This is a genomic window from Streptomyces sp. NPDC047886 (assembly GCF_043204435.1).
Classification (GTDB): Bacteria; Actinomycetota; Actinomycetes; order Streptomycetales; family Streptomycetaceae; genus Streptomyces.
The window spans coordinates 1-25,923 of sequence record NZ_JBIDCF010000013.1; the positions used below are offsets into that span (position 1 = coordinate 1).

Here is a 25,923-nt window from a genome sequence, read left to right on the forward strand (position 1 = left end):
TGTTTCCAGCTTAGCAGATCCGTTTTCCGTTTCCGCCACCCGCTGGAGCGGGCTGCCGGGCTGTTCTTCGCTTTCGCGTTTCCCTTTCCGGCGGTGCCGACTCTATCAGGCCTTTTCCGTCCTCCTGACCACGCCCTCGACGCATGACTGCACAGAGGTGTAGACCAGAAGTGGTGTAGACCAGTTAGGATCTCGGCTCACAGACGCTGCCGGCCTCCGACTCAGAGTCGCGTCGGGGTCAAGCAGGGGTACGACAGTACATGCCGCCGGTAGTCGAGGCAAACCGTTTCTGGTAGTCCCGAGGCCCGCCAAGTAGTACCTCTCGTGCGGAACTGGGACTTCCTATGACTTAGGCTTCTGAAAGTACGCCGTCCGGGACAGGTAGTGACGGCGACACCGTATCTCCGCCCCCCTGGGAGGCTCCCCATGACGACCGTGACGTCACCGCTGACTGGACGTGCCATCGGGCTCGCCGCTGTGCCGGATCCCGTGTTCTCCGGGTCGATGGTCGGCCCCGGTACCGCCATCGATCCCGTGCGCGAGCCGTCCGCCGCTGTCGCGCCGGTCGACGGGGTCGTGGTCTCTCTGCACCCGCACGCCTTCGTCGTCGTCGACGCCGAAGGCCACGGAGTGCTGACCCACCTCGGTATCGACACCGTCCAGCTGAACGGTGAGGGCTTCGAGCTGCTCATCGCCAAGGGCGACACCGTCACGCGCGGTCAGGAGATCGTCCGCTGGAACCCGGCCGAGGTCGAGGCCGCGGGCAAGTCCCCGATCTGCCCGATCGTCGCCCTGGAAGCCACCCCGGACACGCTGGCCGCCCTGGTCGAGGAGGGCGACGTCAAGGCGGGCGACGCCCTCTTCAGCTGGCAGTAACGTCACTGCTGCCCGACGGGGGCAGCAGCGGGCTCGACATTCGCATGCGGCGGCTCGGGCCGCCGCTCAATCGGAGACGGTGAGATGGAGACAACGCTGCGAGGCGTCGGTGTGAGTCACGGCGTGGCGATCGGCGAGGTACGGCACATGGGTACGGCCGTGCTGGAGCCGCCCGCCAAGCAGATTCCGGCCGAGGAGGCGGAGCGCGAACAGGGGCGCGCCCGCCAGGCGGTCGAGGCCGTGGCGGCCGACCTGATAGCGCGGGGCAATCTCGCGGGCGGCGAGGCGCAGGCCGTGCTGGAGGCCCAGGCCATGATGGCCCAGGACCCGGAGCTGATGGCCGACGTCGAACGGCGCATCGTGGTGGGCAGTACGGCGGAGCGTGCCGTGTACGACGCGTTCGCCGCCTACCGGGCGCTGCTGGCCGGTGCCGGGGAGTACCTGGCCGGGCGGGTCGCGGACCTGGACGACGTACGGAACCGGATCGTGGCGCGGCTGCTGGGCGTGCCGATGCCGGGTGTGCCGGACAGTGACGAGCCGTACGTACTGATCGCGCGGGATCTGGCGCCGGCCGACACGGCGCTGCTCGACCCGACGCTGGTGCTGGGTTTCGTGACCGAGGAGGGTGGGCCGACCAGCCACAGCGCCATCCTGGCGCGTGCGCTGGGAGTGCCGGCCGTGGTGGCGCTGCCGGGCGCGGGTGAGATCGCCGAGGGCACCGTGATCGCGGTGGACGGCAGCACCGGTGAAATCTTCGTGGAGCCGAGCGACGAGAAGCGCGCGGAGCTGGAGCGTGCGGCGGCCGAGCGGAAGGCCGTGCTGGCCGCTTCGACCGGGCCGGGTGCGACGTCGGACGGGCACAGGATGCCGCTGCTCGCGAACGTGGGCGGTCCCGGCGACGTGGCCGCCGCGGTGGAGGCGGGTGCCGAGGGCGTCGGGCTGTTCCGTACGGAGTTCCTGTTCCTGGACGACAGCAAGCAGGCGCCGTCGGAGGAGAAGCAGGTCGAGGCGTACCGGAAGGTGCTGGAGGCCTTCCCCGAGGGTCGTGTCGTCGTGCGGGTGCTGGACGCGGGCGCGGACAAGCCGCTCGACTTCCTGACGCCGGCGGACGAGCCGAACCCGGCGCTCGGTGTGCGGGGGCTGCGGACGCTGCTCGACCACCCGGAGGTCCTGCGGACGCAGCTGACCGCGCTGGCGAAGGCGGCCGAGGGGCTGCCCGTGTACCTCGAGGTCATGGCGCCGATGGTGGCGGACCGGCTGGACGCGAAGGCGTTCGCGGACGCGTGCCGTGAGGCGGGGCTGCGGGCGAAGTTCGGGGCGATGGTGGAGATCCCGTCCGCCGCGCTGCGGGCGCGCTCCATCCTCCAGGAGGTGGAGTTCCTGTCGCTGGGCACGAACGACCTGGCGCAGTACACGTTCGCTGCGGACCGGCAGGTGGGCGCGGTGTCCCGGCTGCAGGATCCGTGGCAGCCGGCGCTGCTGGACCTGGTCGCGCTGTCGGCGGATGCCGCGCGGGCCGAGGGCAAGAGCTGCGGTGTCTGTGGTGAGGCGGCCTCCGATCCGCTGCTGGCCTGTGTGCTGACGGGTCTGGGTGTGACCTCGCTGTCGATGGGTGCGGCGTCTCTTCCGTATGTGCGGGCGACGCTGGCCAAGTACACGCTGGCGCAGTGCGAGCGCGCCGCGGCGGCCGCGCGTGCGGCGGACTCGGCCGAGGAGGCGCGGCTCGCCGCGCAGGCGGTGCTGTCCGGCGAGTGAGCCACGTCGGTGGCATCCGGGTGTCACCTGAGTGATGAGTGTGGAGGGGCCCTTCCGTTGACGCGGGAGGGCCCCTCCTCCTTTGGCCCGGTCGTCCTCGTGCCCGGTCGGTGCAGTGCCCGGTCGGTCCTCGGAACCGGTGGGCCGGTCGGCTCTCAGTGGTGGGTCGGACGGCCGTCGTCGGGGGCGAGGTCGAAGCCCGCGCGGTATTCGACGCCGGGCTCCGGGGAGAGGGGTTCGCCGGTGTCGGCGTCGGTGCAGTAGGCGCTGAAGACCTCGGCTTCGCCGAGGGGGACGAGCCGGCCTCGGTCGAGGCGCCAGCCGTGGAGCCGGTCGGGTGCCGCGGGGGCGCTGGTGCGCAGGACGAGTCCTCCGGGGGTGGCCAGGGCGATTCCCGCCGCGAGGACGGTGACGAACTGGGTGGCTTCGGTGGAGTCCAGCCGCGCGGGGCCCGCCGTGTCGCGGTCGGTGTGGAGGACCGCCAGGAGCTGCTGGTCGGCGGCGGGGATGCTGCACACCAGGTGGTGGGAGCCGGGTCCCGCCTTGTCGAGGAGGGCGAGCAGCGCCCGGGACGCCTGGTCGAAGGCGGCCCGGCCGATGTCCTGGCCGCAGTCGGCGCACTCGCCGGCGTCGGCGAGCAGCATCGTCGCGTACGCGCAGGTGGTGTGGCGGACGGTGTGGTTGACGAGGAGCGGGACGAGTCGGTCGATGGGCTGGCCCGTATAGGGGACGCAGGCTCCGGTGGCGGCGATCTCGGCGGTGTAGCGGCTGCGGCTGCCGGGGTGGTCGGGGTCGAGGCCCGTCTCGGTGCAGTACGCGGCGTAGTCCTCCGGGTCGAAGAGGGCGACGGTGGTGTGGCCGCCCTGGGAGGCGAGGGTCTTGAGCAGGGCCTCGACGTGGTGGAGATAGGTCGTGTGGTCGTCGAAGGTGAAGGAGCGGTAGCGGCGCATGGCCGCGAAGTCCTGTTCGTCGGCGAGCAGGCCGACGGTGCACGGAACCTCGCGGCGCAGCGCCCGCCGCAGGGATGTGGTGTTCTCGGTGTGCGCCATGTGTCCCCCTGAGTCGATCGATGTTCACTCAGAGTAATCAGGGGGACTGACAGTGGCGGTTCGGCCGTGGCGGTCGGTGGTCCGCCGCGGTCTACTGCCGGGCTTTGGCGCGCTGGCGGGCGAGGTCCTCGTAGAACCGGAGCAGGTCGAGGTTGTCGACGGATCCCGGGTTGACGGCCTTGGCGAGGGCGGTGCCCTGGAGGAGTCGTTTGACGGGGACCTCGATGCGCTTGCCGGTGAGGGTGTGGGGGACGCCGGGGACTTCGATGATCTCGTCGGGGACGTGGCGCGGCGAGAGCTCGCTGCGGATCGTCCGCTTGAGTCGGGCGATCAGGTCGTCGTCGAGGGTGGCTCCTTCGGCGAGGTGGACGAAGAGCGGCATCCAGTAGCCGCCGTCGGGTTCCTCCAGGCCGATGACGAGGGATTCGCGGATCTCGGGGAGGCGCTCGACCGCCTCGTAGATGTCGGCGCTGCCCATGCGGACGCCCTGGCGGTTGAGGGTGGAGTCGGAGCGGCCGTGGATGACGACGGAGCCGTGGTCGGTGATGGTGATCCAGTCCCCGTGGCGCCAGACGCCGGGGTACATCTCGAAGTAGCTGTCGCGGTAGCGGCTGCCGTCGGGGTCGTTCCAGAAGTGGATCGGCATGGACGGCATGGGGTTGGTGACGACGAGTTCGCCGACCTCGCCGATGACGGGCTTGCCGTGCGGGTCCCATGCCTGGAGGTCGGTGCCGAGGCAGGCGGCCTGGAGCTCGCCGATGTGCACGGGGAGGGTGGGTACGGCTCCGGCGAAGCAGCTGCAGACGTCGGTGCCGCCGCTGACCGAGGCGATCCAGAGGTCGGCGCCGTTCTCGGCGAACTCGTCGTGGAGCCAGCGGAAGCCGTCGGGCGGGAGCGGGGAGCCCGTGGTGGCGACGCATTTGATCTTCGACAGGTCGTGGTCGCGGGACGGGTGGACGCCGGCTTTGCGGCAGGCCATGACGTACGCGGCGGAGGTGCCGTAGAGGGTGGCGCCGGTGCGTTCGGCGACCCGCCACTGGGCGCCGGTGTCGGGGTGGCCGGGGCTGCCGTCGTACAGGACGACGGTGGTGCCGGTGAGGAGGCCGGAGACGAGGAAGTTCCACATCATCCAGCCGGTGGAGGTGTACCAGAAGAACCGGTCGTCGGGGCCGAGGTCGCAGTGCAGGCCCAGCTGCTTGAGGTGTTCCACGAGGATGCCGCCCTGGGACTGGACGATCGCCTTGGGCAGGCCGGTGGTGCCGGAGGAGTACAGGACCCACAGGGGGTGGTCGAAGGGGACCTGCTCGAAGTGCGGTTCGGCGTGCCCGGCGGTGAGGTCGGACCAGGCGAGGGTCCCTTCGGGGGCCTCGGTGCCGAGGAGCGGGATGTGCACGACGGCGCGGAGGGTGGGCAGTTCGCGGCGGAGTTCGGCGACGGTGTCGCGGCGGTCGTGCTCCTTGCCGCCGTAGCGGTAGCCGTCGACGGTGAAGAGGACGACGGGTTCGACCTGCTGGAAGCGGTCCAGGACGCTGCGGGCGCCGAAGTCGGGTGCGCAGGAGGTCCAGACGGCGCCGACGGCGGCGGTGGCGAGGAGTGCGGTGACGGCTTGCGGGATGTTGGGCAGGTAGCCGCTGACGCGGTCGCCGGGGCGTACGCCGAGGGCGCGGAGTTCGGCGGCGAGGGCGCCGACCTGGCGGCGGAGCTCGGCCCAGGTGACGGGGGCCGGCTCGTGGGTCTCGTCGACGTGGAGCAGCGCGGGTGCGTCGGGGCGCTCGGCGGCGGCCCGCAGCGCGTGTTCGGCGTAGTTGAGGGTGGCGCCGGGGAACCACTGGGCGCCGGGCATGGCACGGTCGCCGATGACGCGTTCGTACGGGGTGGCGAAGCGGATGTCGAACCACTCGGCGACGGCCTTCCAGAAGGTGTCGAGGTGGTCGGTCGACCAGCGGTGGAGCGCCGGGTAGCCGCCGGTGGCGGGGGCGCCGTGCCGCTCGGCGGCCCATGCCTGGAAGCGGGTGACCGCGGCGGAGGCGATGCGGTCCTGGTCCGGCTGCCAGAGCGGCTCGGGCTGCTCGGAGTGCGCTGTCGCTTGCGTCATGGGGTTGCTCCCTGGCTGTACGCGGATCTGCGTGTGTCCCGCGCACGGGCTGGGGTGTGCGCGTGACGCGGCTGACAGGGACGATGCCATGTGATCGTTGTTCGCACCAGGGTTGCCCACCCATGGTCGGCCAGTTGAACACGTGGCCCCACCACGGGTGAACGCCGGTTGAACGCCTCCCGTGCACCCCCGGCCGGGTGGCAGGGTGATCGACATGGACGGTCGTGAGCTGGTGCGTTCGGTGTGGGTCTTCGGCAGGGTGCGGGGGCTGCGGGCCATGCGGTCTGCGTGGCGGCAGCGGCGGGCGGACGCGTGGGGGCTGCGGCCCCGGGGGGCGGAGCGGGCGCGGGTGCCCGGCCCTGTGCAGGGGGTGGAGCCGATGCCGGGCGGGGGTGTCGTGCGGTACGCCCGGTCCGAGCTGCGGGTGTGCGTGTCGAGCGGGGGGACGGTCTTCTGGGGGTGGGACGGTGCGGGGCCGCTGCCGTCGTACGCGCTGGCGGGTGAGCCGCCGGAGCCGGATCCGCGGGCGGTGCTGGAGCCGGACATGGACGGCGGCTGGCGGGTGGTGGCCGAGCGGGTGACGGTCGCGGTGTCGCGCAACGGTGCCGTGGAGGTGCGTACGCCGGGCGGGGTGGTGTTGCGGCGGGATCTGCCGCCGCGGTGGTGGGAGCCGGAGGGTGGCGGTCCCGCGCGGTGGGTGCAGCGGTCCGAGGTGCCGGCGGACGCGCGGTTCTTCGGGCTGGGCGGCCGGGCGTCGGGGCCGAGGCTGCGGGACGGGGTGTACCGGCTGTGGAACACCGATCCGCGGGGCGGTTTCGCGCCGGGTGACGACCCGCTGTACATCACGATGCCGGTGCAGCTGGTGGTGTCGGACGCCGGCACGCATCTGGCGTTCCACGACAACACCTGGGACGGCCAGGTGACGTTGCGGGAGGGCGAGGAGGGGGCCGGGTCGGGGCATGACCGGCCGGGTGCGAGCGAGCTGCGGATGGGCGGGGGTCCGCTGCGCTGCTGGGTGGTGGTGGGGACGCCCGCGCGGGTGCTGCACGGGTGGGCGGCGCTGACGGGCGCGCCGGCGCTGCCGCCCTCGTGGGCGCTGGGGCCGCAGCACGCGCGGTGGGGGTTCGGTACGGAGAAGGAGGTGCGGCGGGTGCTGGCCGGGTACCAGGAGCGGGACCTGCCGCTGTCGGTGCTGCACCTGGACATCGACCACTACGACGCGCACCGGGTGTTCACGGTGGACCTGGAGCGGTTCCCGGATCTGCCGGGCCTGGCGGCGGAGCTGCGGGAGCGGGGGGTGCGGCTGGTGTCGATCGTCGATCCGGGGGTGAAGGCGGAGCCCGGCGACGCGGTGTACGAGGCGGGGCTGGGGGTGGGGGCGCGGGGGGCGTTCGTGCGGGACGCGCGGGGCGGCGAGGTGCGGGGGGTGGTGTGGCCGGGTGAGTGCGCGTACCCGGATTTCACGGATCCGGCGGTACGGGAGTGGTGGGGCGGTCTGTACGCGGAGCGGCTCGCGCAGGGGTTCTCGGGGGTGTGGCACGACATGAACGAGCCGGTGTCGTTCACTCCGTTCGGTGACATGACGCTGCCCAGGTCGGCGCGGCACGCGCTGGACGGCCGGGGCGGTGACCACCGCGAGGCGCACAACGTGTACGGGCTGCTGATGGCGCGGGCCGGGTACGAGGGGCTTCGGCGGCTGCGGCCGGAGGAGCGGCCGTTCCTGTTCTCGCGGTCCGGATGGGCGGGGATGCAGCGGTACGGCGGGACGTGGTCGGGTGATGTGTCGACCGGCTGGCCGGGGCTGCGGGCGTCGCTGTCGCTGGTGCTGGGGCTCGGCCTGTGCGGGGTGCCGTATTCGGGGCCGGATGTGGGCGGTTTCGACGGGGACCCGTCGCCGGAGCTGTTCCTTCGGTGGTTCCAGCTCGGGGCGTGGCTGCCGCTGTTCCGTACGCATGCGGCGATCGACGCCGGGCGGCGGGAACCGTGGGAGTTCGGGCCGAAGGTCCTGGAGTACGCGCGCGTGGCGCTGGCCGAGCGGGAGCGGCTGCGCCCGTATTTCGTGACGCTCGCGCAGTTGGCGCGGCTGACGGGCGCCCCCTATGTGCGGCCGCTGTGGTGGGGGGCGCCGGAGGACCGGGCCCTGAGGGACTGTGAGGACGCCTTCCTGCTGGGGGACGCGCTGCTGGTGGCGCCGGTGCTCACGCGGGGCACGGATCGGCGGGCGGTGCGGCTGCCGCGCGGGCGGTGGTACGACACGCTGACGGGCCGGGCGTACGAGGGGCCGGGTCAGGTGCTGCTGGAGGCGCCGCTGTCGCGTATTCCGGTGCTCGCGCGGGCGGGTGCGGTGATTCCGGTGCGGGGGGAGGACGGGGCGGACGAGTTGGAGGTGTGGGCTCCGGCGCCCGGGCGGACGGGTGGCGGGCTGGTCGTGCGGGACGCGGGTGACGGGTGGGAGCGGGCGGGGATCGAGCGGTATGTGTCGCGGTGGGGGGACGGCGGGGTGGTGGTGGAGCGGGTGACGGACGAGGGCACGGAGGCGGTGGGGCAGGGCGGTGTGCCCGTACGGGTGCGGGGGTTGGAGCCGGGGCCGGAGCGGGGGGCGGGGCCGGAGCGGGGATCGGGATCGGAGCGGGGATCGGGATCGGGCGGCGCCCCGGCCTGAGCCGTACGGCACCTGCCCATGGGCGACGGGCGGACGTGCCAGGCGTCAGGGGCGACGGGCGGGCCCGTGCGTGTCGTACTCCCCCGCGAACCAGTTCCGTACCGCCCGCGTGTGCAGGGGGAACGCGAGCTCGACAGGGTGCTGGAGCAGGTGGTAGCCGGTCGTCTCGGGGGTGGGCGTGGTGGGCGGGAGCGCGGCGGCCGGGCGGCCGGGGAGGAGCCCGAAGAGCAGGAGGTGGCCGGCGGGCGAGCTCATCGCGTCGGCGAGGCGTACGTCGTGGGCGGACGCCTCGATGCCGGTCTCCTCGCGGAGTTCGCGTACCACCGCGTCCCGCCAGTCCTCGGCGTGGTCGATGAACCCGCCGGGCAGCGCGACGCCGCCCCGGCGCGGTTCGATGGTGCGGGTGATGACGACCAGCCCGGTGCCGTGCGGGTCGGTCGCGGGGAGCAGGGCGACGGCGACGGGGAGGGGGTTGCGGTAGGCGGTCGTACCGCAGGAGGGGCAGGTGCGGGGCCAGTCGGCGCCGGCGGGGTGGGGGGCGCCGCAGGCGGTGCAGTAGGTGTCGGTCACGTGGCGGACTGTACCGACAGGCGATCACCTGGTAGACGGTGTGCATGACAGGACTTGCCTGCGCTCTCCGTGCCCTCGCGGCGGCCGCGACCGCCGGTCTGCTCGCCGTGCCGGCCGCCGCGCCGGCCGCGCACGCCCGTCCCGAGCCGAAGGCTCCCGAGGAGTTCGTGGCGCTGCGGTCGGTCGATCCGACGATCCTTCAGGAGATGCGCTACACCACGGCGCACAATTTCCTGGGCGAGCCCGTGGACGGGTACCGGCAGCCGGTGTGCCTGCTGACCCGGCCCGCCGCGCGGGCGCTGCACCGGGCGCAGGTGCGGCTGCTGCGCCAGGGCTACTCGCTCAAGGTGTACGACTGCTACCGGCCGCAGCGGGCCGTCGATCACTTCGTGCGGTGGGCGAAGGACCTCCAGGACCAGCGGATGAAGGCGGAGTTCTATCCGAGGGTCGACAAGTCCCGGCTGTTCGACGACGGGTACATCGCGGAGAAGTCGGGGCACAGCCGGGGGTCGACGGTCGATCTGACGCTGGTGAGGCTGCCCCGGGCGCCCGTCCGTGCTCCTGTGCCGGGTGAGCCGCTGGTGGAGTGCTTCGCGCCGCGGGAGGAGCGCTTCCCGGACGACTCCGTGGACATGGGGACCGGTTTCGACTGCTTCGACACGCTGTCGCACACGGAGGATCCCCGGATCCAGGGGGTGCGGCGGGCCAACCGGCAGTTGCTGAAGGGCGCGCTGGCGGCGCAGGGGTTCGTGAACCTGCCGGAGGAGTGGTGGCACTTCACGTACAGGCCGGAGGTCTTCCCCGACACGTACTTCGACTTCCCGGTGGCGCGGCGCTCGGTCGCCGGGCACTGACGCCGCCGACGGCACCGGGCGCCCGCCGGCCGGCAGCGCCGGGCGCCGACAGGGGGCGGCGCCCGGGCGTTGACAGGGGGCCGCCCGGGTCTACGGTGCCCGTATGGAGCAGCGGACGTTCGATTCGTACGAGGAGTTCTGGCCGTACTACGTGGCGATGCACTCGCGGGCGGCGACGCGGTGGGTGCATCTGGCGGGGACGCTGACGGGGCTCGCGGTGACCGCCTACGGCCTCGCGCGGGGGCGTGGGCGGTACGCGGCGGCCCTGCCGCTGATCGGCTACGGGACGGCCTGGCCCGCGCATTTCCTGATCGAGAAGAACAACCCGGCCACGTTCGGGCATCCTGCCTGGTCGTTGCGGGGTGACGCGCGGATGATCCGGATGATGCTGGCGGGGCGGGACCGGGAGCTGGCCGAGATCGCCGCCAAGTGGCTCGCCGAGAACGGCTGACCGTGGCACACTTCCCCTCTTCCTGACGAACCGTCAGGAACAGGGGGCGGCTCGGCCGGGCAGCGGCCGGACAGCGGTCGGCGGGAGGGCACTCGTGGCTCGGACGCGCATACCCGTGGTCGCGGGGTGGTTCACCCCGGACGCCGGTGAGGAGGACTTCCGGCTGCTGGGCACGCGCTGCTCGGCCTGTTCGGCGGTCTTCTTCCCCCGCGAGGACGCCTTCTGCCGGGATCCCGCCTGCGGTCGGGGCGGCGAGCTGGTGGAGGTGCCGCTGTCCAAGCGGGGGCGCGTCTGGTCGTACACCGACGGGCGCTACCGGCCCCCGCCGCCGTACGTCTCCGATCCCGCCGAGCCCTGGGAGCCGTACACGCTCGTCGCCGTGGAGCTGGCCGCCGAGGCGATGGTGGTGCTGGGGCAGGCCGCGCCGGGCGTGCGGGTCGCCGACCTGGCCGTCGGCATGGAGGTGGAGGTCGTCCCGGGAGTTCTCGGCGTGGACGCCGCCCGGGACACCGTGTGGACCACCTGGCACTGGCGGCCGGTGGCGTCATGAGCGACGACATCGCCGTGCTCGGCGCGGGAATGCACCCGTGGGGCAAGTGGGGGCGGGGTTTCACCGCGTACGGGGTGGCGGCCGCGCGCGCCGCGCTGGCCGACGCGGGCGTCGACTGGCGGGACGTACGGTCGGTGGTCGGCGCCGACACCGTACGCGGAGGCTACCCGGGGTACGTGGCGGGGGCGACGTTCGCGCGGGCGCTGGGCTGGCAGGGCGCGCGGGTGACCAGCGTGTACGCGGCGTGCGCGTCGGGGGCCCAGGCCATCGCCACCGCACGGGCACAGATCCTGGCGGGCGAGGCCGACACCGTCCTGGTGGTGGGCGCCGACGCGGCCCCCAAGGGGTTCTTCGCGCCGCCCGGAGGGGAGCGGCCGGACGACCCGGACTGGCTGCGGTTCCGGGTGCTCGGAGCGACCAACCCGGCGTACTTCGGCCTGTACGCCCGCCGCCGCATGGCCCTCCACGGGGACACCCCGGAGGACTTCGCCCTCGTCAAGGTGAAGAACGCGGCGGCCGGGGCGCTGAACCCGTACGCCCGCTACCGCAGGCCGGTGACCGCGGCCGAGGTGGCCGCCTCGCCGGTGGTGGCCGATCCGTTGCGGCTGCTCGACATCTGCGCGACGTCGGACGGCGGGGCTGCGCTGGTGCTGTCGTCGCTGGCGTACGCGCGCCGGCACGGCGCGCCGGACCCGGTGCGGGTCCGGGCCGTCTCGACGGTCACCCCCCGCTATCCCCGGACGGTGCTCGACCTGCCGGACATCGCCACGGATTCGGCGGCGGCGGTGCGGGAACGGGAGGCGGCCGTGGACCCGGAGCCGACGGCGGGCGCGGCGCCGGGGTCGGCATCGGCCGTGGCGCCGGGGCCCGTGTCGTTCCGGGCGTCCATCGCACGGGCCGCGTACGAGGAGGCGGGCATCGGCCCTGAGGACCTGTCGCTCGCCGAGGTGTACGACCTGTCCACCGCGCTGGAGCTCGACTGGTACGAGGATCTCGGCCTGTGCCGGGAGGGCGAGGGCGCGAAGCTGGTCCGGGACGGCGTCACGGCGCTCGGCGGCCGGCTCCCGGTGAACGCCGGCGGCGGGCTGGCCTCCTTCGGCGAGGCGGTGCCCGCCCAGGCCATCGCCCAGGTGTGCGAGCTGACCTGGCAGCTGCGCGGCGCGGCGGGAGACCGGCAGGTGGCGGGGGCCCGAGCCGGAATCACCGCGAACCAGGGCCTCTTCGGGCACGGGTCGGCCGTGGTGGTCGTCCGCTGAAGGGTGCCGCCGCCGTGTGCGGCGACCTTGACGGGCTGTCATGACCGGTGAAAACTGCCTCTTCGTCGGCGTCGCCGCGTTCGTCGCGTTCACCGTCGACCGTCACACCCGTCTTGCTCCCCCACGCTCGTCACGCTCGTCACGCATGCCTGCACGCAGGACCGGGGCTCGACCGGACCCCGGGCGAGAGCCTAGGAGCCGCCATGAGCAATGGAGACATCCTCGCCGGTGAGATCATCGGCACCGCGATCCTCATCCTCTTCGGAGCGGGCGTCTGCGCCGCCGTCACCCTCGACTTCTCCAAGGCGAGAGCCGCCGGCTGGGTGGCCATCGCGTTCGGCTGGGGCTTCGGCGTGCTCGCCGGGGCGTACACGGCGGCCCCGCTGTCGGGCGGACACCTCAACCCCGCGGTGACCGTCGGCATCGCCGTCGACACCGGCGACTGGGACAAGGTGCCCCTGTACGTGCTCGCGCAGCTCATCGGCGCGATGCTCGGCGCCGTACTCGCCTGGCTCGTCTACTACGCGCAGTTCCGGGCGAACGCGGACGAGAAGAACGCGCGGCCGACGCTCGGCGTCTTCGCGACGGCACCCGAGGTACGCCACCCGGTCGCCAACCTCACCACCGAGACCATCGCGACGGTCGCACTGGTCCTGCCGATCCTCGCCTTCGGCAGGAACGACGGCATCGGCATCGGGCAGGTACCGGGGCAGACCGCCGGCATCTACGGCTCGGGCATCTCCATCCTGCTGGTGTCGCTGCTGGTCGTCGGTATCGGCCTGTCCCTCGGCGGCCCGACCGGCTACGCCATCAACCCGGCCCGCGACCTGGGCCCGCGCATCGCCCACGCGGTGCTGCCGATTCCCCACAAGGGGACGTCCGACTGGGGTTACGCCTGGGTGCCGGTGGCCGGACCGCTCCTCGGCGGCGTGATCGCCGGACTCGTCTTCACCGCGGCCTTCTGAATCCACCGAAGGGGTTGTCATGACGGACACGTTCGTCGCAGCGATCGACCAGGGCACCACGTCCAGCCGCTGCATCATCTTCGACCGGGCCGGTGCCGTCGTCGCGGTCGACCAGCGCGAGCACCGCCAGATCTTCCCCCGGCCCGGCTGGGTCGAGCACGACGCCACCGAGATCTGGTCCAAGGTCCAGGCCGTGGTCGCCGGCGCCCTCGCCAAGGCCGGCCTGCGCGCCGACCGGCTCACGGCGCTCGGCATCACCAACCAGCGCGAGACGACCGTGCTGTGGGACCGGACCACCGGGAAACCCGTGCACAACGCGATCGTCTGGCAGGACACCCGCACCTCGGCGCTCTGCGCCGAACTCGGCGGCACCGACGGGCAGGACCGGTTCCGCGACGCCACGGGCCTCCCACTGGCCAGCTACTTCTCCGGACCCAAGGCGGCGTGGCTGCTGGACCACGTGCCCGGACTGCGGGCCCGCGCCGAACGCGGCGAGATCGCCTTCGGCACCATCGACTCCTGGCTGATCTGGAACCTCACGGGCGGTACAGAGGGCGGCGTCCACGTCACCGATGTGACCAACGCGTCGCGGACGATGCTGATGGACCTGGAGACCCTCCAGTGGGACCCGTCGATCCTCACCGCCATGGACCTGCCCGAGGCGATGCTGCCGCGCATCGTGTCGTCGGCGGAGGTGTACGGCACAGCCACCGGACAGCTCCAGGGCGTCCCCGTGGCGTCGGCGCTCGGCGACCAGCAGGCCGCCGTGTTCGGCCAGGCCTGCTACGACACGGGCACGGCGAAGAACACGTACGGCACCGGCAGCTTCCTGCTGCTCAACACCGGGGACCGGCCTGTGCCGTCGAAGAACGGGCTCATCACGACCGTCGGCTACCGGATCGGCGACCAGGCGCCGGTCTACTGCCTGGAGGGCTCGATCGCCATCACCGGCGCCCTCGTGCAGTGGTTCCGGGACCAGCTCGGCATCATCCGCAGCGCGGGCGAGATCGAGACGCTGGCGGCGAGCGTGGCGGACAACGGCGGCGCGTACATCGTGCCGGCGTTCTCCGGGCTCTACGCCCCGTACTGGCGGTCCGACGCGCGCGGGGTGGTCACCGGCCTCACCCGGTACGTGACCAAGGCGCACCTCGCGCGGGCGGTGCTGGAGGCCACGAGCTGGCAGACGCGCGAGGTGGTCGACGCCATGTACCAGGACTCGGGCGTCCGCATCACCACGCTCAAGGTCGACGGCGGCATGACCGGCAACAACCTGCTGATGCAGCACCAGGCGGACGTGCTGGGCGTGCCGGTGATCCGGCCGAGGGTGTCGGAGACGACCTGCCTGGGCGCCGCCTACGCGGCGGGCCTGGCGACGGGCGTGTGGTCGGACCTGGACGAGCTGAGGACGCACTGGCGGCGCGAGGCGGAATGGCGGCCCGCCATGGCCGCCGGGGTCCGTGAACGCGAGTACGCCAACTGGCGCAAGGCGGTGGAACGCAGCATGGGCTGGCACGAGGAGGACGCGTCGCCGGACACCCCGTAGGCGCCGGCGGTCGCCGGGGCGGGGTGCCGTCGTCCGCGCCGACGGCTCGTACCCCGCCCGCGGGGTACGAGCCGGGCCGTGTCCACCGCCACGTGGTCGGCCGGTGAGGTCGGGGGCGTGTCACGCCCGCTCAACCCGCGACGACCGGCTCCGGGGGGTGCTCCGCGAACGTCATGGCGTGCCGGACGACCGCGACCAGCACCTCCTTGACGGACTCGCGGTCCCGCGCGTCCGTCGTGAGCAACGGCACCTCCGGGTCGAGGTCGAGCGCCGCCCGTACGGTCTCGGCCGGATACTGTTCCGCGCCCTCGAAGCGGTTCACGGCGACCGTGAACGGGATGCGCCGCCGCTCGAAGTAGTCGATCGCCGCGAAACAGTCCTCAAGGCGCCGGGTGTCGGCGAGCACCACCGCGCCGAGGGCGCCCTGGGCCAGCTCGTCCCACAGGAACCAGAAGCGGTCCTGTCCCGGCGTGCCGAAGAGGTACAGCACCAGGTCGTCCCGGAGCGTGATGCGCCCGAAGTCCATGGCCACCGTGGTGGTCGACTTGCCCTCGACGCCCTGGAGGTCGTCCACGGGCCGGCCGGCCTCGGTGAGCGACTCCTCGGTGCGCAGCGGCCGGATCTCGCTGACCGCTCCCACCAGGGTGGTCTTGCCCACGCCGAACCCGCCCGCGACGAGGATCTTCAGCGTCACCGGCTCGACCGGCGGACTCTTGCGGCTAGAGCGCCCGAAGGCCATTGATCACCTCACGCAGAATGCTCACATCCGGCAGCTCGGCCGGCGGAACGGGACGGGTTACATGGACGAGCTGCTCCTCGACGAGGTCGCCGACCAGGACCCGCACCACCCCGACGGGCAGGTCGAGACCGGCGGCGAGCTCGGCGATCGACTGCGGGAGGTCGCCGCACCGCTCGACGATCTCGACGTGTTCCGGGGAGAGGGTCTGGTCGCGGCCGGGATCGTCGGCCGCGGGTTCGGGGACGACCACCGCGATCAGGTCCAGGCGGTGGCGGGTGGCGCTGCTGGTCCGGCCGCGTGTCATCGCGTACGGACGGACGACAGGTCCCGCGTCGGCGTCGAACCAGTGGTGCGGATCCTGGCCGTACCGACTCCGTCGTCCGTGTCTGCCCGCTGCGTCACTCATCGCATCCGCCCTCACCCTCCGGTGGGCAGGCCGGTCCGCGGGGCTGTCGCGAGGTGGGCACCGACCCGCTTGACCATCAGCGTCATCTCGTACGCGACGAGACCGACGTCGGAGTCGGCGTCCGACAGCACGGCGAGGCAGCTGCCGTCGCCCGCGGCCGTGACGAAGAGGAAGGCGTCGTCCAGCTCCACGACGGTCTGGCGGACCCTGCCCGCGTCGAAGTGGCGGCCCACGCCCTTGGCGAGGCTGTGGAAGCCGGAGGCGACGGCGGCCATGTGCTCGCTGTCCTCGCGGCTGAGGTCCTTGGAACTGCCGGTCGGCAGACCGTCGCTGGACAGCACCAGGGCCTTGCGGATGGAGCCGACCCGGTCGACCAGTTCGTCGAGGAGCCAGTTCAGCTCGCCGTTCGAGCCTGTGGTGTCGGGTGCTGCGGCGTTCGGTGCGGTCATCGACCGTCCCCCTCCGGTGTCGTTCCTGGTGCTGTCCCGGCGCGGCCGGCCGGTGCGGTGCCATCGGCGTTGCGCCGGCGCCCGCGCTGCCAGCCGCGCTGCATCGCGGCCATGCGGTCGCGTACTTCTCGCGCGTCGCGCTCCGCGTCCTCCGTAACGGTGGTGGGGCCCGCCGGGGTTCCCGGCCGGCCGGTGGCGGAGGCGAACGGTTCGTCCCCGGTGGCGTCGTCCCGGAGCCGGCCGACCCCCGGCGCGTCGTCGCGGAGCCGGTCGTCCTTGAGCTGCGGTACGAGGCTGGCCTGGCGGACACGGCGGGGAAGCCCGCCGAGCGTCAGGGTGGCCTGGTCGATCCCGGAGCCGCCGGTCGGGGCGGCGGCCGGTTCCGCCGGGGTCGCGGGCGGTTCCGCCGGGGTCGCGGGCGGTTCGTCGCCCGCGCCGGGCGCCGGGTGCGTACGGCCGGGCTCGTCCAGGCGCCTGCCGTGGTGGGCGACCAGCGTCGGCGCCTTGCGGCGGCGCGGCAGCGGCACCGGGCCGGCCTGCTGGTGCTGCTCGTCACCGTCGGCGGGCCCGAGGGCGGTGCGCAGCGGCGGGCGGGCGCGGAACAACCCGCCGCGTTCGCTCTCGGTGTCCTCGATGTCGCCCAGGACGCCGAGCGGCTCCTCCAGCTCGACCGGGCCGTCGAGCACGGAGGGGCCGAGGCCGGACGGGATCTGGGTGAGGACGCCGCGGCGCTCGGCGGCCTTGCGGTCGCCGGACCTGCGGTCGGGCGTCTTGCGGTCGGGTGTCTTGCGGTCCAGCCGGAAACCGGCGCCCTGCGTCTCGGGCGCTTCGGTCAGCAGCGCCGCCGGAATGAACACGACGGCCGTGGTCCCGCCGTACGGGGAGGGCTGGAGTGAGACGCGGACGTTCTGGCGCTGGGCGAGCCTGCTGACCACGAACAGGCCGAGCCTGTCGGTGTCGGACAGTTCGAACTCGGGGGTCTCAGCCAGCCGCAGGTTGGCGTCGAGCAGATCGTCGGCGGACATGCCGAGGCCCCGGTCGTGGATCTCCAGCGTGAACCCGTTGGCGACCCGCTCGCCGTGCACGTGGACGGCCGTGTGCGGGGGTGAGAAGACGGTGGCGTTCTCGAGGAGTTCGGCGATGAGGTGGGTGAGGTCGGCGACGGCGGGGCCGCCGACACCGATGCGGGGGAGCCGGCGCACCTCGATGCGCTCGTAGTCCTCGACCTCGGCGACAGCGGCCCGTACGACGTCCATGAGCTGGACGGGCTTGCGCCACTGCCGGGACGGGGCCGCCCCGGAGAGGATCACCAGGCCCTCGGCGTGGCGGCGCATACGGGTCGTGAGGTGGTCGAGGCGGAACAGGTCGGCGAGTTCGTCCGTGTCCTCGGTGCGCCGCTCCATGGTGTCCAGCAGGGTCAGCTGGCGGTGCAGGAGCACCTGGTTGCGGCGGGCCAGGTTGACGAAGACCTCGGAGACGCCGCGCCGCATGTCGGCCTGTTTCACGGCGGCTTCGACGGCGGCCCGCTGGAGGGTGTTGAGGGCCTGGCCGACCTGGCCGACCTCGTCCTTGTCGTACCGCAGGTGCGGCACCTCGGTCTCGACGTCGATGTGTTCACCGGCGGCGAGGCGGCGCATCACGCTGGGGAGGCGCACTCCGGAGACCTCCTGGGCCTCCTTGCGGAGCCGCGTGAGGTCGCGGACGAGATCGCGGCCGATGCGTATGGAGACGACGACGGAGCCGAGGAGGGCGACGAAACCGAGGACGCCGGCCACTCCGGCCTTCAGCAGGACGCTGTAGGCGGCCGGTTCGACGCGGTCCTGGTAGCGGTCGCCGGCCTTGGTGTTCTCGGTGGCGAGGGATGCCAGGACGGGGCTGGTCAGCTCCTCCCAGCGGGCGGCGTCGATGGTGCGGGGCCGGTCGGTCGGGCCCGCCGTGATGACCGCCTCCTCGACGTCGCGCAGCGGCTGCGTCGCCGGGCTGCGCCAGTACGCCTGGAAGACGTCCCGCTCGGATGCGGGCAGGACTTCGAGGTTGACCTCGTAGAACTGCCGTCGCTGGGCGACGAGGTCGGACAGCAGCCGGATCTCGGCGGCGGTGAGCCTGCCGCTGATGAGCGAGGAGACGACGAGCGCGTCCTCACGGGCGAGGGTCTCGCGGGCGCGGGCCAGGCCGACGAGGGCGCGGCCCTGCTTGTCCATCTCCACGTTGTCGAGGGCGTGGAGCGTCATGAGGAAGCTGTAGCAGGGGTCGACGAGCCGGTTGTAGAACTCCAGGGCCTGCATGCGGCCCACGGCGCCGGTATCGACGGAGCGGCGCAGCGCCTCCAGCCCGTCGAGTGCGGTGACGAGGGAGTTCAGCCGGTGCGCGGCCGTGGTGTGCATGGCCCCGGTGACCTTGGTGTCGCTCGCGTTGGCCCGGATGCGGGCGAGGGCCTGGTCGGTGGCGGCCCGGTCGCGGCGCAGGGTGTCGAGGGCGTCGGCGGTACGGGGGTCGGCCAGGTAGACGAGGCTCTGGCGGCGTTCCCGCTGGATGACGCGGACCGTGTCCTCGATGGGGTAGCCGACCTTCTGGACGATGAATCCGACGTCCATGAGGTGGTTGGCTTCGCGGCCGGTGAGGAACGTGGCGAACACCCAGAGCCCGGTGAGGGAGACGAGGGGTACGAGCAGCAAGGCCACGATCTTCCTGCGGATCGACTTCCCGCGAAAGCGCATGGCCTCCCCCAGCTCGCCCCGCCCGGTGCGGGTGTACACATCAACTCAGCAACAAACGGCGTGAGCCTACTACTGAGACACGGACAACTCGAAGGGACGTCCGGACGTTTTTCAGCCGCTGCTCAACCGCTTGATCGTGAGTTGTCCTGGTATTCGGGGAGTTGACAATACGGACTGTGGCAGAGGACACCTGGCGAGCCATCACTTTCCGGGACAAGTGCGTCGCGTGTGCCGGATGGCTGGAATTGGGCGTTCCGGGAATCTTCCTGCGGGTTGGTGCGTCTACCTGATACGGGGGGCGGCGGGAACTGTCGGCATAAATCGACTCAAGACGGGCAGCCACCCTGAAGACGGTCAGCGGTGGGGAGTGAGACGGTTCGATGGAGACTGGTCGGCGTGAACTGTGGGTGGAGGCTCCGGTCGGGCGGCGCAGGATGCCCGATCCGGTGCGGACGGCGGCGGTGCGTGCCGTCCTGCTCGCGTCGGTCACGCTGATACAGGCGATGGTGGCCTACCTGCTCACCGTCACGAGCTCGTGGCTGGCGTTCCCGCTGGTGGTCAGCAGCGTCGTCAGCACGGTGGTCGCGACGTGGTCGGTCCTCGATGTGTGGGTGACCCGGCAGGTCTGGAAGCAGCGGCACGGTGTGGTGTCCACACCGAGCAGTACGGCACGTCAACTGCGGCGTGAGCGGCGCCGGGCACGGCAGGCGGCCCGGGAGGCCGACCGCATACGGATACGGCAGCAGGAACCGGGCGGCCTGAGGCGAGCGTGACGCCGCCGACCCGCGAGGTTCGGACCGTGGGCCGGAGGGGGGCCCGCGGGCCCTCGCGCCCGGGCATGGGCACGAGGGCGGATGGCCCGGCGGGCGCCGGCGCGGTTACCCGGGATCCGGCTACGCGGGCTCCGGCGGGGCGGCCTGGGCGCGGCGGTTCACAGCGCCCGCGTCCCCGGACGGTTCCACGGGCGACTCCCCTGACGGTTCCACGGGCGGCTCCGTCTGCTGAGCGGGCCCCTTGGCCGGTACGGGGGCCGGGGACGCGGACGTCGTCCAGCCCGGCGTCGTCCGGTCCGGCTCGGCGGTGCTCCGGCGGAACATCCGCGTCGCGGTGATCTCGCCGTGAATCGTCTCGCCCTCCGGCCTCTGCTGCGGCAGGCCGGGGCGCAGGTGCTCCTCGACGCTGATGTACTTCAGCCCCGCCCGCAGGTCGGCGTCGTTGCGCAACCGGATGACCAGCGGGAACTCGGCGAGCGCGGTCGTGTCGAACAGACCCGTCGTGTACAGCAGCTGGACGCCGAGCGCGTCCGACACCGCCCGCTGGAGCTCCAGCAGATACGTGGCGTTGGCGCGGCCGATCGGGTTGTCGAGGAACAGCGTGCCCGCGTGCCGGTGCTTGTCCCGGCCCCGGTCGTTGCTGCGCAGGGCGGCCATCGTGCAGTAGAGGGCGATGGCGGCGGTGAGCAGCTGGCCGCCGGAGAACACGTCGCCCATCTGTCCGACGGGGACCCGCTCGGCGCGCAGCACGGCGTCCGGCTTGAGGATCTCCACGGCGACGCCCCTGGGCTGGAGGGCCGCGTGCACACCGCGCAGCAGCAGGGACATGCCGTCGCGGCGCAGGTCGGAGTTCTTCTTCACGGCGGCGCGGGTGGCCTCGTCGATGACCTCGCCGAGCCGTTCCACGAGCGTGGCCTGGTCCGGCTCGTCGAACCGGATCCGCAGGAACTCCTGGCCGGACCATTCGCCGAGGCCCTCGGGCAGCCGGGACAGGCGCTGTGCGGAGCGGAGCGTGGTGAGCGCCGACTCCACGAGGCCGCGCAGCCGGTCCACGATCGAGTCGCGGTTGCGCTCCAGCTGCGCCAGCTCGTCGGTGAGCACCCGCAGCCGGGGCGCGAAGGCGTCGGCCCACTTGGCGGCGTGCTCGGGCAGGGCCGCCGCGGGCAGTTCTCGGATCTGCTGCCTGGCCGGGGTACGGACCTGCTCGTAGCGCGTGGAGTTGGCGTGCCGTACCAGGATGTCGCAGGCCTCGCGTACGGCGGCGTCGGCGGCCGACAGGTCGGCCGCGCAGCCGCGCAGGGAGCGCCGGGCCTCGGCGGCGGACGTCCGGGCCTCCTCCAGGGTGCCCGGGTACGGCTCCGGCTCGTGCGGATCCTCGTCGGTGTGCTCCCTGAGCAGGTCGCGCAGGAGCGCCGCCGTCTCGTCGAAGCCGCCCGCCGCGTCCTCGGCGGCGCGGTGCGCCTGGAGCAGCCGGGCGTGGTTCGCGCGGGCGGTCTCCAGGTCGTCGGTGCGGGCCGCGAGTTCGCCGGTGGCGGTGCGCAGCAGGGTCTGGGCGTGCTCGGCGTCGGTGGGGATCAGTTCGTCGGGCAGCGGGGTGTGCGCGTCGCCGTCGGCGGGGGCGAGGCGTTCGGCCTCGCCACGCAGTCGGCCGAGCTTCTCGCTGGCCTCGGACGCCCTGGTCTCCAGCAGCTGGACGAGGGACTCGGCGCGGGCGGCGGCGGCCTGCCGGGACGGGCCGTCGGCGCCGTCGGGGCTCTCCAGGAGCTGGGCGGCGCGGGTGCGGACCTTGTTGGTGAGCCGGTCCAGTTCGGCGAGGGCGGCGCTCTCGTCGCTCTCGGCACGCGCCTGCTCGGCGCGCAGGTCGGCGCCGACGCCGACCTTCTCGTACAGCTGTGAGGCGGCGCGGTAGGCCTCCCGGAGTGCGGGCAGCGACGGGCGGCGGACCCCGCCGTCGAGCAGGGCCGTGCCGTCCGGCGCCTCCTCGGGCAGGTTCTCGGGGGCTCCGGCGATCTCGGCTCGCTCGGCGCGCAGGGCGCGGGCGGTGCGGTGGGCGTCGTCGGCGGTGCGCTGGGCGGCGCGGCGGTCCTCGTCGGCGGCGCGGGCCCGGTCCAGGCAGGTCTGTGCCTTGGCCTCGGCTTCGGCGGCCTCGTCGGCGAGTTCGCGGAGGCGGACCTGCCAGCCCGCGCGCTCGCGGAGCCGGAACGCCAGCCCGGCGAGTGCGTCGGCGGCGCGGCGGGCGCGCTGGGCGGCCTCCTGCCGTTCGTCGCGTACGCGGGCGGTCTCGGCGGCGGCCGCGTCCGCGTCGGCCCGTACGGCACGGGCCTCGGTGAGCGCGGCCTCCGCGGCCTCGGCGGCCTCGCGGGCGGTACCGGCGGCGGCCGCGAGTTCGGCGAGCATGCCGGGCGGGCAGTCGGCGCGCCAGGAGCCGATCCGGGCGGCGAGCGCGCGGTCGCCCGCGAGCCGGGCGGCCAGCGCGCGGATCTCCTCGTCGCGGGCGGCGGCGCGGGCCCGGAGCGCCTGGCGCTCCTCGTCGGCGGCGTGCTCGTCGTGCATGGCCGGGTTCGGCGGCACCAGGAACACGTCGGTGTCCGTACCGTCCCCGTCCGCGCGGGGCACGGGAGCGAGGAGCGCGGCGGCGGTGCCGACGGCGACGGCCGAGCGGGGCAGCAGGGCGGCGCCGGCCAGGACCTCGCGGGCCCTGGCGTACGAGACCGGATCGGTGATCACGACGCCGTCGACCAGCTCGGGGCGGGCGGCGAGCACGGCGGCGTGGTCGACGGGGTCGACGGCCTGGGCGAGGTAGCGCCAGCCGGGCAGGGCCGGGATGCCCTGCTCGCCGAGGAACTCGACGGTGGCGATGACGTCGGGGCCGGGCGGCAGCAGGCCGCCGTCACCGAGGGCGCCGAGGATGCGGGAGTCGTCGGCGGCGGCGGTGCGCAGGTCGAACAGCTTGCGTTCGGCGGCGGCGACGTTCTGGTCGAGGACGTGGCGGAGGTCGTCGGCGTACCGGTCGAGTTCCTCGGCGGTGAGCGGTCCCCCGGCCGTACGGCGGGGCGGCGCGGGATCGGCGGGCTCGGTGTCGGCGCCGGTGCCCTGGCGCTGGCCGGGCACCCCGCCGGTCCGGTTCGGCGGCAGGCTGAGCAGCTCGCCGAGCCGCTCGTCCGCGGCGATGGACTCGGCGGCGCGGCGCTCGGCCTGGTAGGCGTGGTCGGCCGCCTGCGCGGCGTCGGCGGCGCGGGCGGCTGCCAGTTCGGCGCGGCTCTCGGCGGCGGCGGCCTCGCGGGCCCTGTCGGCGGCGGTGCGGGCCGCGTCGCGGGCGGCGTCCCAGGCGGCGACGGTGGTCTTCTCCGCGTCGCTCGCCGCGAGCGCGGCGCGCGCCGGGTCGGCGTCCGGGGCGGTGTCGTCGAGCCAGCCGGCCCGTACCGCTTCGGCGGTCTCCTGCTCGACCTCGGTGAGGCGCTGGCGCAGGTGGCCGGCCTCGCTGCGGGCGCGCTGCGCCTCGGTCGCGGCGGCGGTGGCGTCGCGGTGGGCGGTCTCGGCGGCCTCCTGGAGGGCGGCGGACCGCTCCTCCTCCTCGTCGGCGTGGCGTTCGCCGTCCTCGGCGGCGCTGTGCAGCGCCCGTACGAGGTCGGCGGCGGCCTTGGCGCGGGCGGCGAGCGCGGGTGCGGCGTCCCGCTCGGCCTCGCGGATGGCGGCGGCCACGCGCGCGGAGCGGTCGGCGGCCGCGCGGTGGCGGAGGACGGCTTCGGCTGCCTGCCAGGCGGCGTGCAGGGTGCGGGCGTCGGTGAGTTCGCGGCGTTGGGCGGCCGCGCCCTTCTCGGCGGCGGCGAGCGCGTGCGAGGCGTGGCGGTAGGCCAGTTCGGCCGCGACGAGTGAGCTGTGGGCGCGGGTCCGCTCGGCCTCGGTGACGGTGTGGGCGGCGGCCGTGACCTGCTGGGCGAGTGCGGCGGCGCGGCCGCGTTCGTCGGCGGCGCGGGCGGACAGGCGGCGGGCCAGCGTGCGGGTGCGGCGCTCGGCGCCGGCGTGGATGTCGCGGGCACGGGCGCGGGTGTCGGCCGCCTCGACGATCCGGCCGAGCAGGTCGACGGAACCGGCGGTGAAGTCGCGCTCGGCGGTCAGCTCGGCGCGGCGGCCGAGCTTGTTGCCGAAGCCGCTGACGAGGTCGGCGAGGCCGTCGGTGTCCCGGGTGTCGGTGACCGCGCGCAACAGCAGGTCGGTGAAGTCGGAGTCCTTCTTGACCGCGAAGAGGCCGGCGGCCTCGCCCTCGTCGGCGTTCATCTCCCGCTGGTAGCGGAAGAGTTCAGGGTCGAGGCCCAGGTCGCCGAGGTGTTCGTTCCAGCGGTCGTGGATCTCCTCCCAGTACACCTCCAGGTGCGGGTACGCCTTGCCTGCGTCGGTGACGGCGTCCCGGAAGCCCTTCATGGTGCGGCGGCGGCCCTGGGCGCCGGAGGCGCCCTCGGCGGCGGGCCGCAGGGACGTGGCCTCGGCCACGGGCAGGTTGTCGAGGCTGAGGCCGGGCCCCGGGCGGAAGGAGTACCAGGCCTCGGCGAACTTGCGCGGGTCGTTGGACACCTGGCGTCCGCGCCATTCGCTGACCTTGCCGACGACGACGAGTTCACCGGTGAGGGTGTGCTGCCACTCCAGGGCGACATGGCCGCAGTCGTCGGCGAGGAGGAACTTGCGCAGTACGCCGGAGCTGGCGCCGCCGAGTGTGTTCCGGTGGCCGGGCAGCATCACGGAGAAGATCAGCTTCAGGAGTACGGACTTGCCGCCGCCGTTCTCCAGGAAGAGCACGCCGGCCGGGGCGGGGCGGCGGGGCGGGCCGACCGGTTCGTCCTCGAAGAACTCCGCCTGCGCGGGGGCCGGGTGGGGCACGGGCTCGCCCACTCCGCGCAGGTCCAGCACGGTGTCGGCGTAGCGCGCACCGGCGGGCCCGATGGAGTAGAGACGGACCCGGGACAGCTCGTACATGGCGGCGGACTCTCGTAGGTGGTTCGCAGGTGCGGGGCGGTGGTGCGGTGGGCGGTGGTGCGGTGGGCGGTGGGTGCGGGGGCGGGGCGGTGGTGTCGGTGACGGGGCGGTGGTGTCGGTGGCCGGGGGGTCAGGCGTGGAAGGGCAGGCCGGCGTCGCCGACCAGCTCCAGGTCGTCGGTGTCCGGCGGCGGCAGCAGGGTGGCGGAGCCGTCGGTGACGGGGACGACACCCAGCTCCAGCAGTTCGGCCATGGCGGCGCTGCCCGCCATGTCGCGCACCTGGAGCTGGTAGCGGGCGGTGGTGCGGTAGGCGCCGCCCGCGTCGTCGCCCGTGCGCTGGAGGAAGCCGGAGTCGGTGAGGAACGCGACGGCCTTGCCGATGATGCCGGTGGTGGAGCCGGCGAGGCGCCGGGCGTCCTTGGTGGCGCCGGTCGCGCTGCGGCGGGCGTAGATCCGCCAGGCCGCTTCGAGGCCGGGGGCGTCGGTGGCGGGGTCGGTGTTCTCGCCGTCCTGCTCGGCGCGCTCCTCCAGACGCCGGCATGCCTGCCGTACGAACGCGTCGACGCCGTTGACGGTGATGCGGCCGATGTAGCCGTCGTCGGCGAGGTCCTCGGGGCGGGGGAACGCCAGCGCGGCGATGGCGAGATGGGCGAGACCGTGCAGGAAACGGTCGCCCGAGTCGGTGGAGGCGCGGCGGGCGTAGTCGCCCATGCGGACGGCGAAGACGGAGTCCTCGGCGGCGGTGACGGCCATGCCCGCCCGGGGCGAGACCTCCAGGACGATCAGCCCGAGTCCGGTGGCGACGGCGTCGGCGAGGCGCGCGAAGGCGGGGTCCTCGCGGTAGCGGCGGAGCAGGTCGGCGTATTCGGCGTCGCGGGCGGGGAGCAGCTTGGGCTGGAGCCCGAAGGAGACGAGCCGGGCGGCGTCGGCCGCGTCGGCGGGGGTGACGCCGCCGTGCGGCGCGGCGGGCTCGGCCGCCTGGGTGGCGTCCGGCTCGCTCCACGCGTCGGTGTGCTCGGCGTGGTGGTCGCTCACGGCTGGTGCTCCTCGGTGCGGCTGCGGGTCGGTGTGGCGGCGGGGGCGGGGATCGGTCTGGCGGCGGGGGCGGGGATCGGTCTGGCGGCGGGGCTCGGCGCGCAGGCACGGCCGCGGGTCGGTGCGGCGGCGGGACTCGGCGCGCAGGCACGGCCGCGGGTCGGTGCGGCGGCGGGGCGGACCGGCGGTGTTCCCGGCGGTGCGGC

The 25,923-nt window shown here is 73.7% G+C and carries 19 protein-coding genes; 10 read left to right on the top strand and 9 right to left on the bottom strand.

Annotated elements, in window-relative coordinates; translation table 11 throughout:
* Window positions 1–426: 426 nt before the first annotated feature.
* Window positions 427–876 carry a PTS glucose transporter subunit IIA gene (locus ACGF5U_RS29300; protein WP_392717490.1) on the top strand — a complete coding sequence of 150 codons (450 nt, stop codon included), beginning with the start codon at window positions 427–429 and terminating at the stop codon, window positions 874–876.
* A gap of 84 nt (window positions 877–960) precedes the next feature.
* Complete coding sequence (gene ptsP / locus ACGF5U_RS29305; protein ID WP_392717492.1) at window positions 961–2,631, top strand: phosphoenolpyruvate--protein phosphotransferase; 1,671 nt, start codon at window positions 961–963, stop codon at window positions 2,629–2,631.
* Window positions 2,632–2,786: 155 nt separating this feature from the next.
* Here the strand turns inward: ptsP and ACGF5U_RS29310 are convergent, their stop codons facing one another.
* Window positions 2,787–3,680 carry a hypothetical protein gene (locus tag ACGF5U_RS29310; RefSeq protein WP_392717494.1) on the bottom strand — a complete coding sequence of 298 codons (894 nt, stop codon included), beginning with the start codon at window positions 3,678–3,680 and terminating at the stop codon, window positions 2,787–2,789.
* A 91-nt stretch (window positions 3,681–3,771) separates the two neighbouring features.
* Window positions 3,772–5,775 carry an acetoacetate--CoA ligase gene (locus ACGF5U_RS29315; protein WP_392717496.1) on the bottom strand — a complete coding sequence of 668 codons (2,004 nt, stop codon included), beginning with the start codon at window positions 5,773–5,775 and terminating at the stop codon, window positions 3,772–3,774.
* Between the two features lie 214 nt (window positions 5,776–5,989).
* On the opposite strand from ACGF5U_RS29315, the gene ACGF5U_RS29320 reads away from it, so the two are divergent.
* The gene (locus tag ACGF5U_RS29320) at window positions 5,990–8,437 is read left to right on the top strand and encodes a glycoside hydrolase family 31 protein (protein ID WP_392717498.1); all 2,448 of its coding nucleotides are present in this window, start codon (window positions 5,990–5,992) and stop codon (window positions 8,435–8,437) included.
* 45 nt (window positions 8,438–8,482) lie between these two features.
* Here the strand turns inward: ACGF5U_RS29320 and ACGF5U_RS29325 are convergent, their stop codons facing one another.
* Window positions 8,483–9,007 carry an NUDIX domain-containing protein gene (locus tag ACGF5U_RS29325; RefSeq protein ID WP_392717500.1) on the bottom strand — a complete coding sequence of 175 codons (525 nt, stop codon included), beginning with the start codon at window positions 9,005–9,007 and terminating at the stop codon, window positions 8,483–8,485.
* Window positions 9,008–9,051: 44 nt separating this feature from the next.
* Between ACGF5U_RS29325 and ACGF5U_RS29330 the strand changes: the two genes are divergently transcribed.
* From ACGF5U_RS29330 to glpK, 6 genes are all read left to right on the top strand, one after another.
* Entirely contained in the window at window positions 9,052–9,861 is an 810-nt protein-coding gene (locus tag ACGF5U_RS29330; RefSeq protein WP_392717502.1) for a M15 family metallopeptidase, read from the top strand.
* Window positions 9,862–9,964: 103 nt separating this feature from the next.
* On the top strand, window positions 9,965–10,312 hold the full coding sequence (locus tag ACGF5U_RS29335; RefSeq protein ID WP_392717504.1) for an Mpo1-like protein: 348 nt from the start codon (window positions 9,965–9,967) through the stop codon (window positions 10,310–10,312).
* Between the two features lie 94 nt (window positions 10,313–10,406).
* Window positions 10,407–10,862, top strand: coding sequence for a Zn-ribbon domain-containing OB-fold protein (locus tag ACGF5U_RS29340; protein ID WP_392717506.1), 456 nt, complete (start codon window positions 10,407–10,409; stop codon window positions 10,860–10,862).
* The gene (locus ACGF5U_RS29345) at window positions 10,859–12,118 is read left to right on the top strand and encodes a lipid-transfer protein (protein ID WP_392717508.1); all 1,260 of its coding nucleotides are present in this window, start codon (window positions 10,859–10,861) and stop codon (window positions 12,116–12,118) included. The genes ACGF5U_RS29340 and ACGF5U_RS29345 overlap by 4 nt, the downstream gene beginning before the upstream one ends.
* Before the next feature lie 203 nt (window positions 12,119–12,321).
* A complete protein-coding gene (locus ACGF5U_RS29350; protein WP_392717510.1) occupies window positions 12,322–13,083 on the top strand; it encodes an MIP/aquaporin family protein in 762 nt (253 codons plus the stop codon).
* 19 nt (window positions 13,084–13,102) lie between these two features.
* Window positions 13,103–14,626 carry a glycerol kinase GlpK gene (gene glpK, locus ACGF5U_RS29355; RefSeq protein WP_392717512.1) on the top strand — a complete coding sequence of 508 codons (1,524 nt, stop codon included), beginning with the start codon at window positions 13,103–13,105 and terminating at the stop codon, window positions 14,624–14,626.
* A 130-nt stretch (window positions 14,627–14,756) separates the two neighbouring features.
* Here glpK and ACGF5U_RS29360 read toward each other — a convergent pair whose 3' ends face one another.
* The 4 genes from ACGF5U_RS29360 to ACGF5U_RS29375 are packed head-to-tail and all read right to left on the bottom strand — an operon-like array spanning window position 14,757 to window position 18,937.
* Complete coding sequence (locus ACGF5U_RS29360; protein WP_392717514.1) at window positions 14,757–15,365, bottom strand: ATP/GTP-binding protein; 609 nt, start codon at window positions 15,363–15,365, stop codon at window positions 14,757–14,759.
* Window positions 15,346–15,771, bottom strand: a complete 426-nt coding sequence (locus ACGF5U_RS29365; protein WP_392717516.1) for a DUF742 domain-containing protein — start codon at window positions 15,769–15,771, stop codon at window positions 15,346–15,348. Before ACGF5U_RS29365 ends, ACGF5U_RS29360 begins: the two co-directional genes overlap by 20 nt.
* An 11-nt stretch (window positions 15,772–15,782) precedes the next feature.
* Entirely contained in the window at window positions 15,783–16,220 is a 438-nt protein-coding gene (locus tag ACGF5U_RS29370) for a roadblock/LC7 domain-containing protein (protein ID WP_392717518.1), read from the bottom strand.
* On the bottom strand, window positions 16,217–18,937 hold the full coding sequence (locus ACGF5U_RS29375) for a nitrate- and nitrite sensing domain-containing protein (RefSeq protein ID WP_392717520.1): 2,721 nt from the start codon (window positions 18,935–18,937) through the stop codon (window positions 16,217–16,219). Before ACGF5U_RS29375 ends, ACGF5U_RS29370 begins: the two co-directional genes overlap by 4 nt.
* 380 nt (window positions 18,938–19,317) lie before the next feature.
* Between ACGF5U_RS29375 and ACGF5U_RS29380 the strand changes: the two genes are divergently transcribed.
* The gene (locus tag ACGF5U_RS29380; protein WP_392717522.1) at window positions 19,318–19,710 is read left to right on the top strand and encodes a hypothetical protein; all 393 of its coding nucleotides are present in this window, start codon (window positions 19,318–19,320) and stop codon (window positions 19,708–19,710) included.
* A 120-nt stretch (window positions 19,711–19,830) separates the two neighbouring features.
* Here the strand turns inward: ACGF5U_RS29380 and ACGF5U_RS29385 are convergent, their stop codons facing one another.
* A complete protein-coding gene (locus tag ACGF5U_RS29385) occupies window positions 19,831–24,681 on the bottom strand; it encodes a hypothetical protein (protein ID WP_392717524.1) in 4,851 nt (1,616 codons plus the stop codon).
* A gap of 130 nt (window positions 24,682–24,811) precedes the next feature.
* On the bottom strand, window positions 24,812–25,717 hold the full coding sequence (locus ACGF5U_RS29390; RefSeq protein WP_392717526.1) for a hypothetical protein: 906 nt from the start codon (window positions 25,715–25,717) through the stop codon (window positions 24,812–24,814).
* Window positions 25,718–25,923 lie beyond the last annotated feature (206 nt).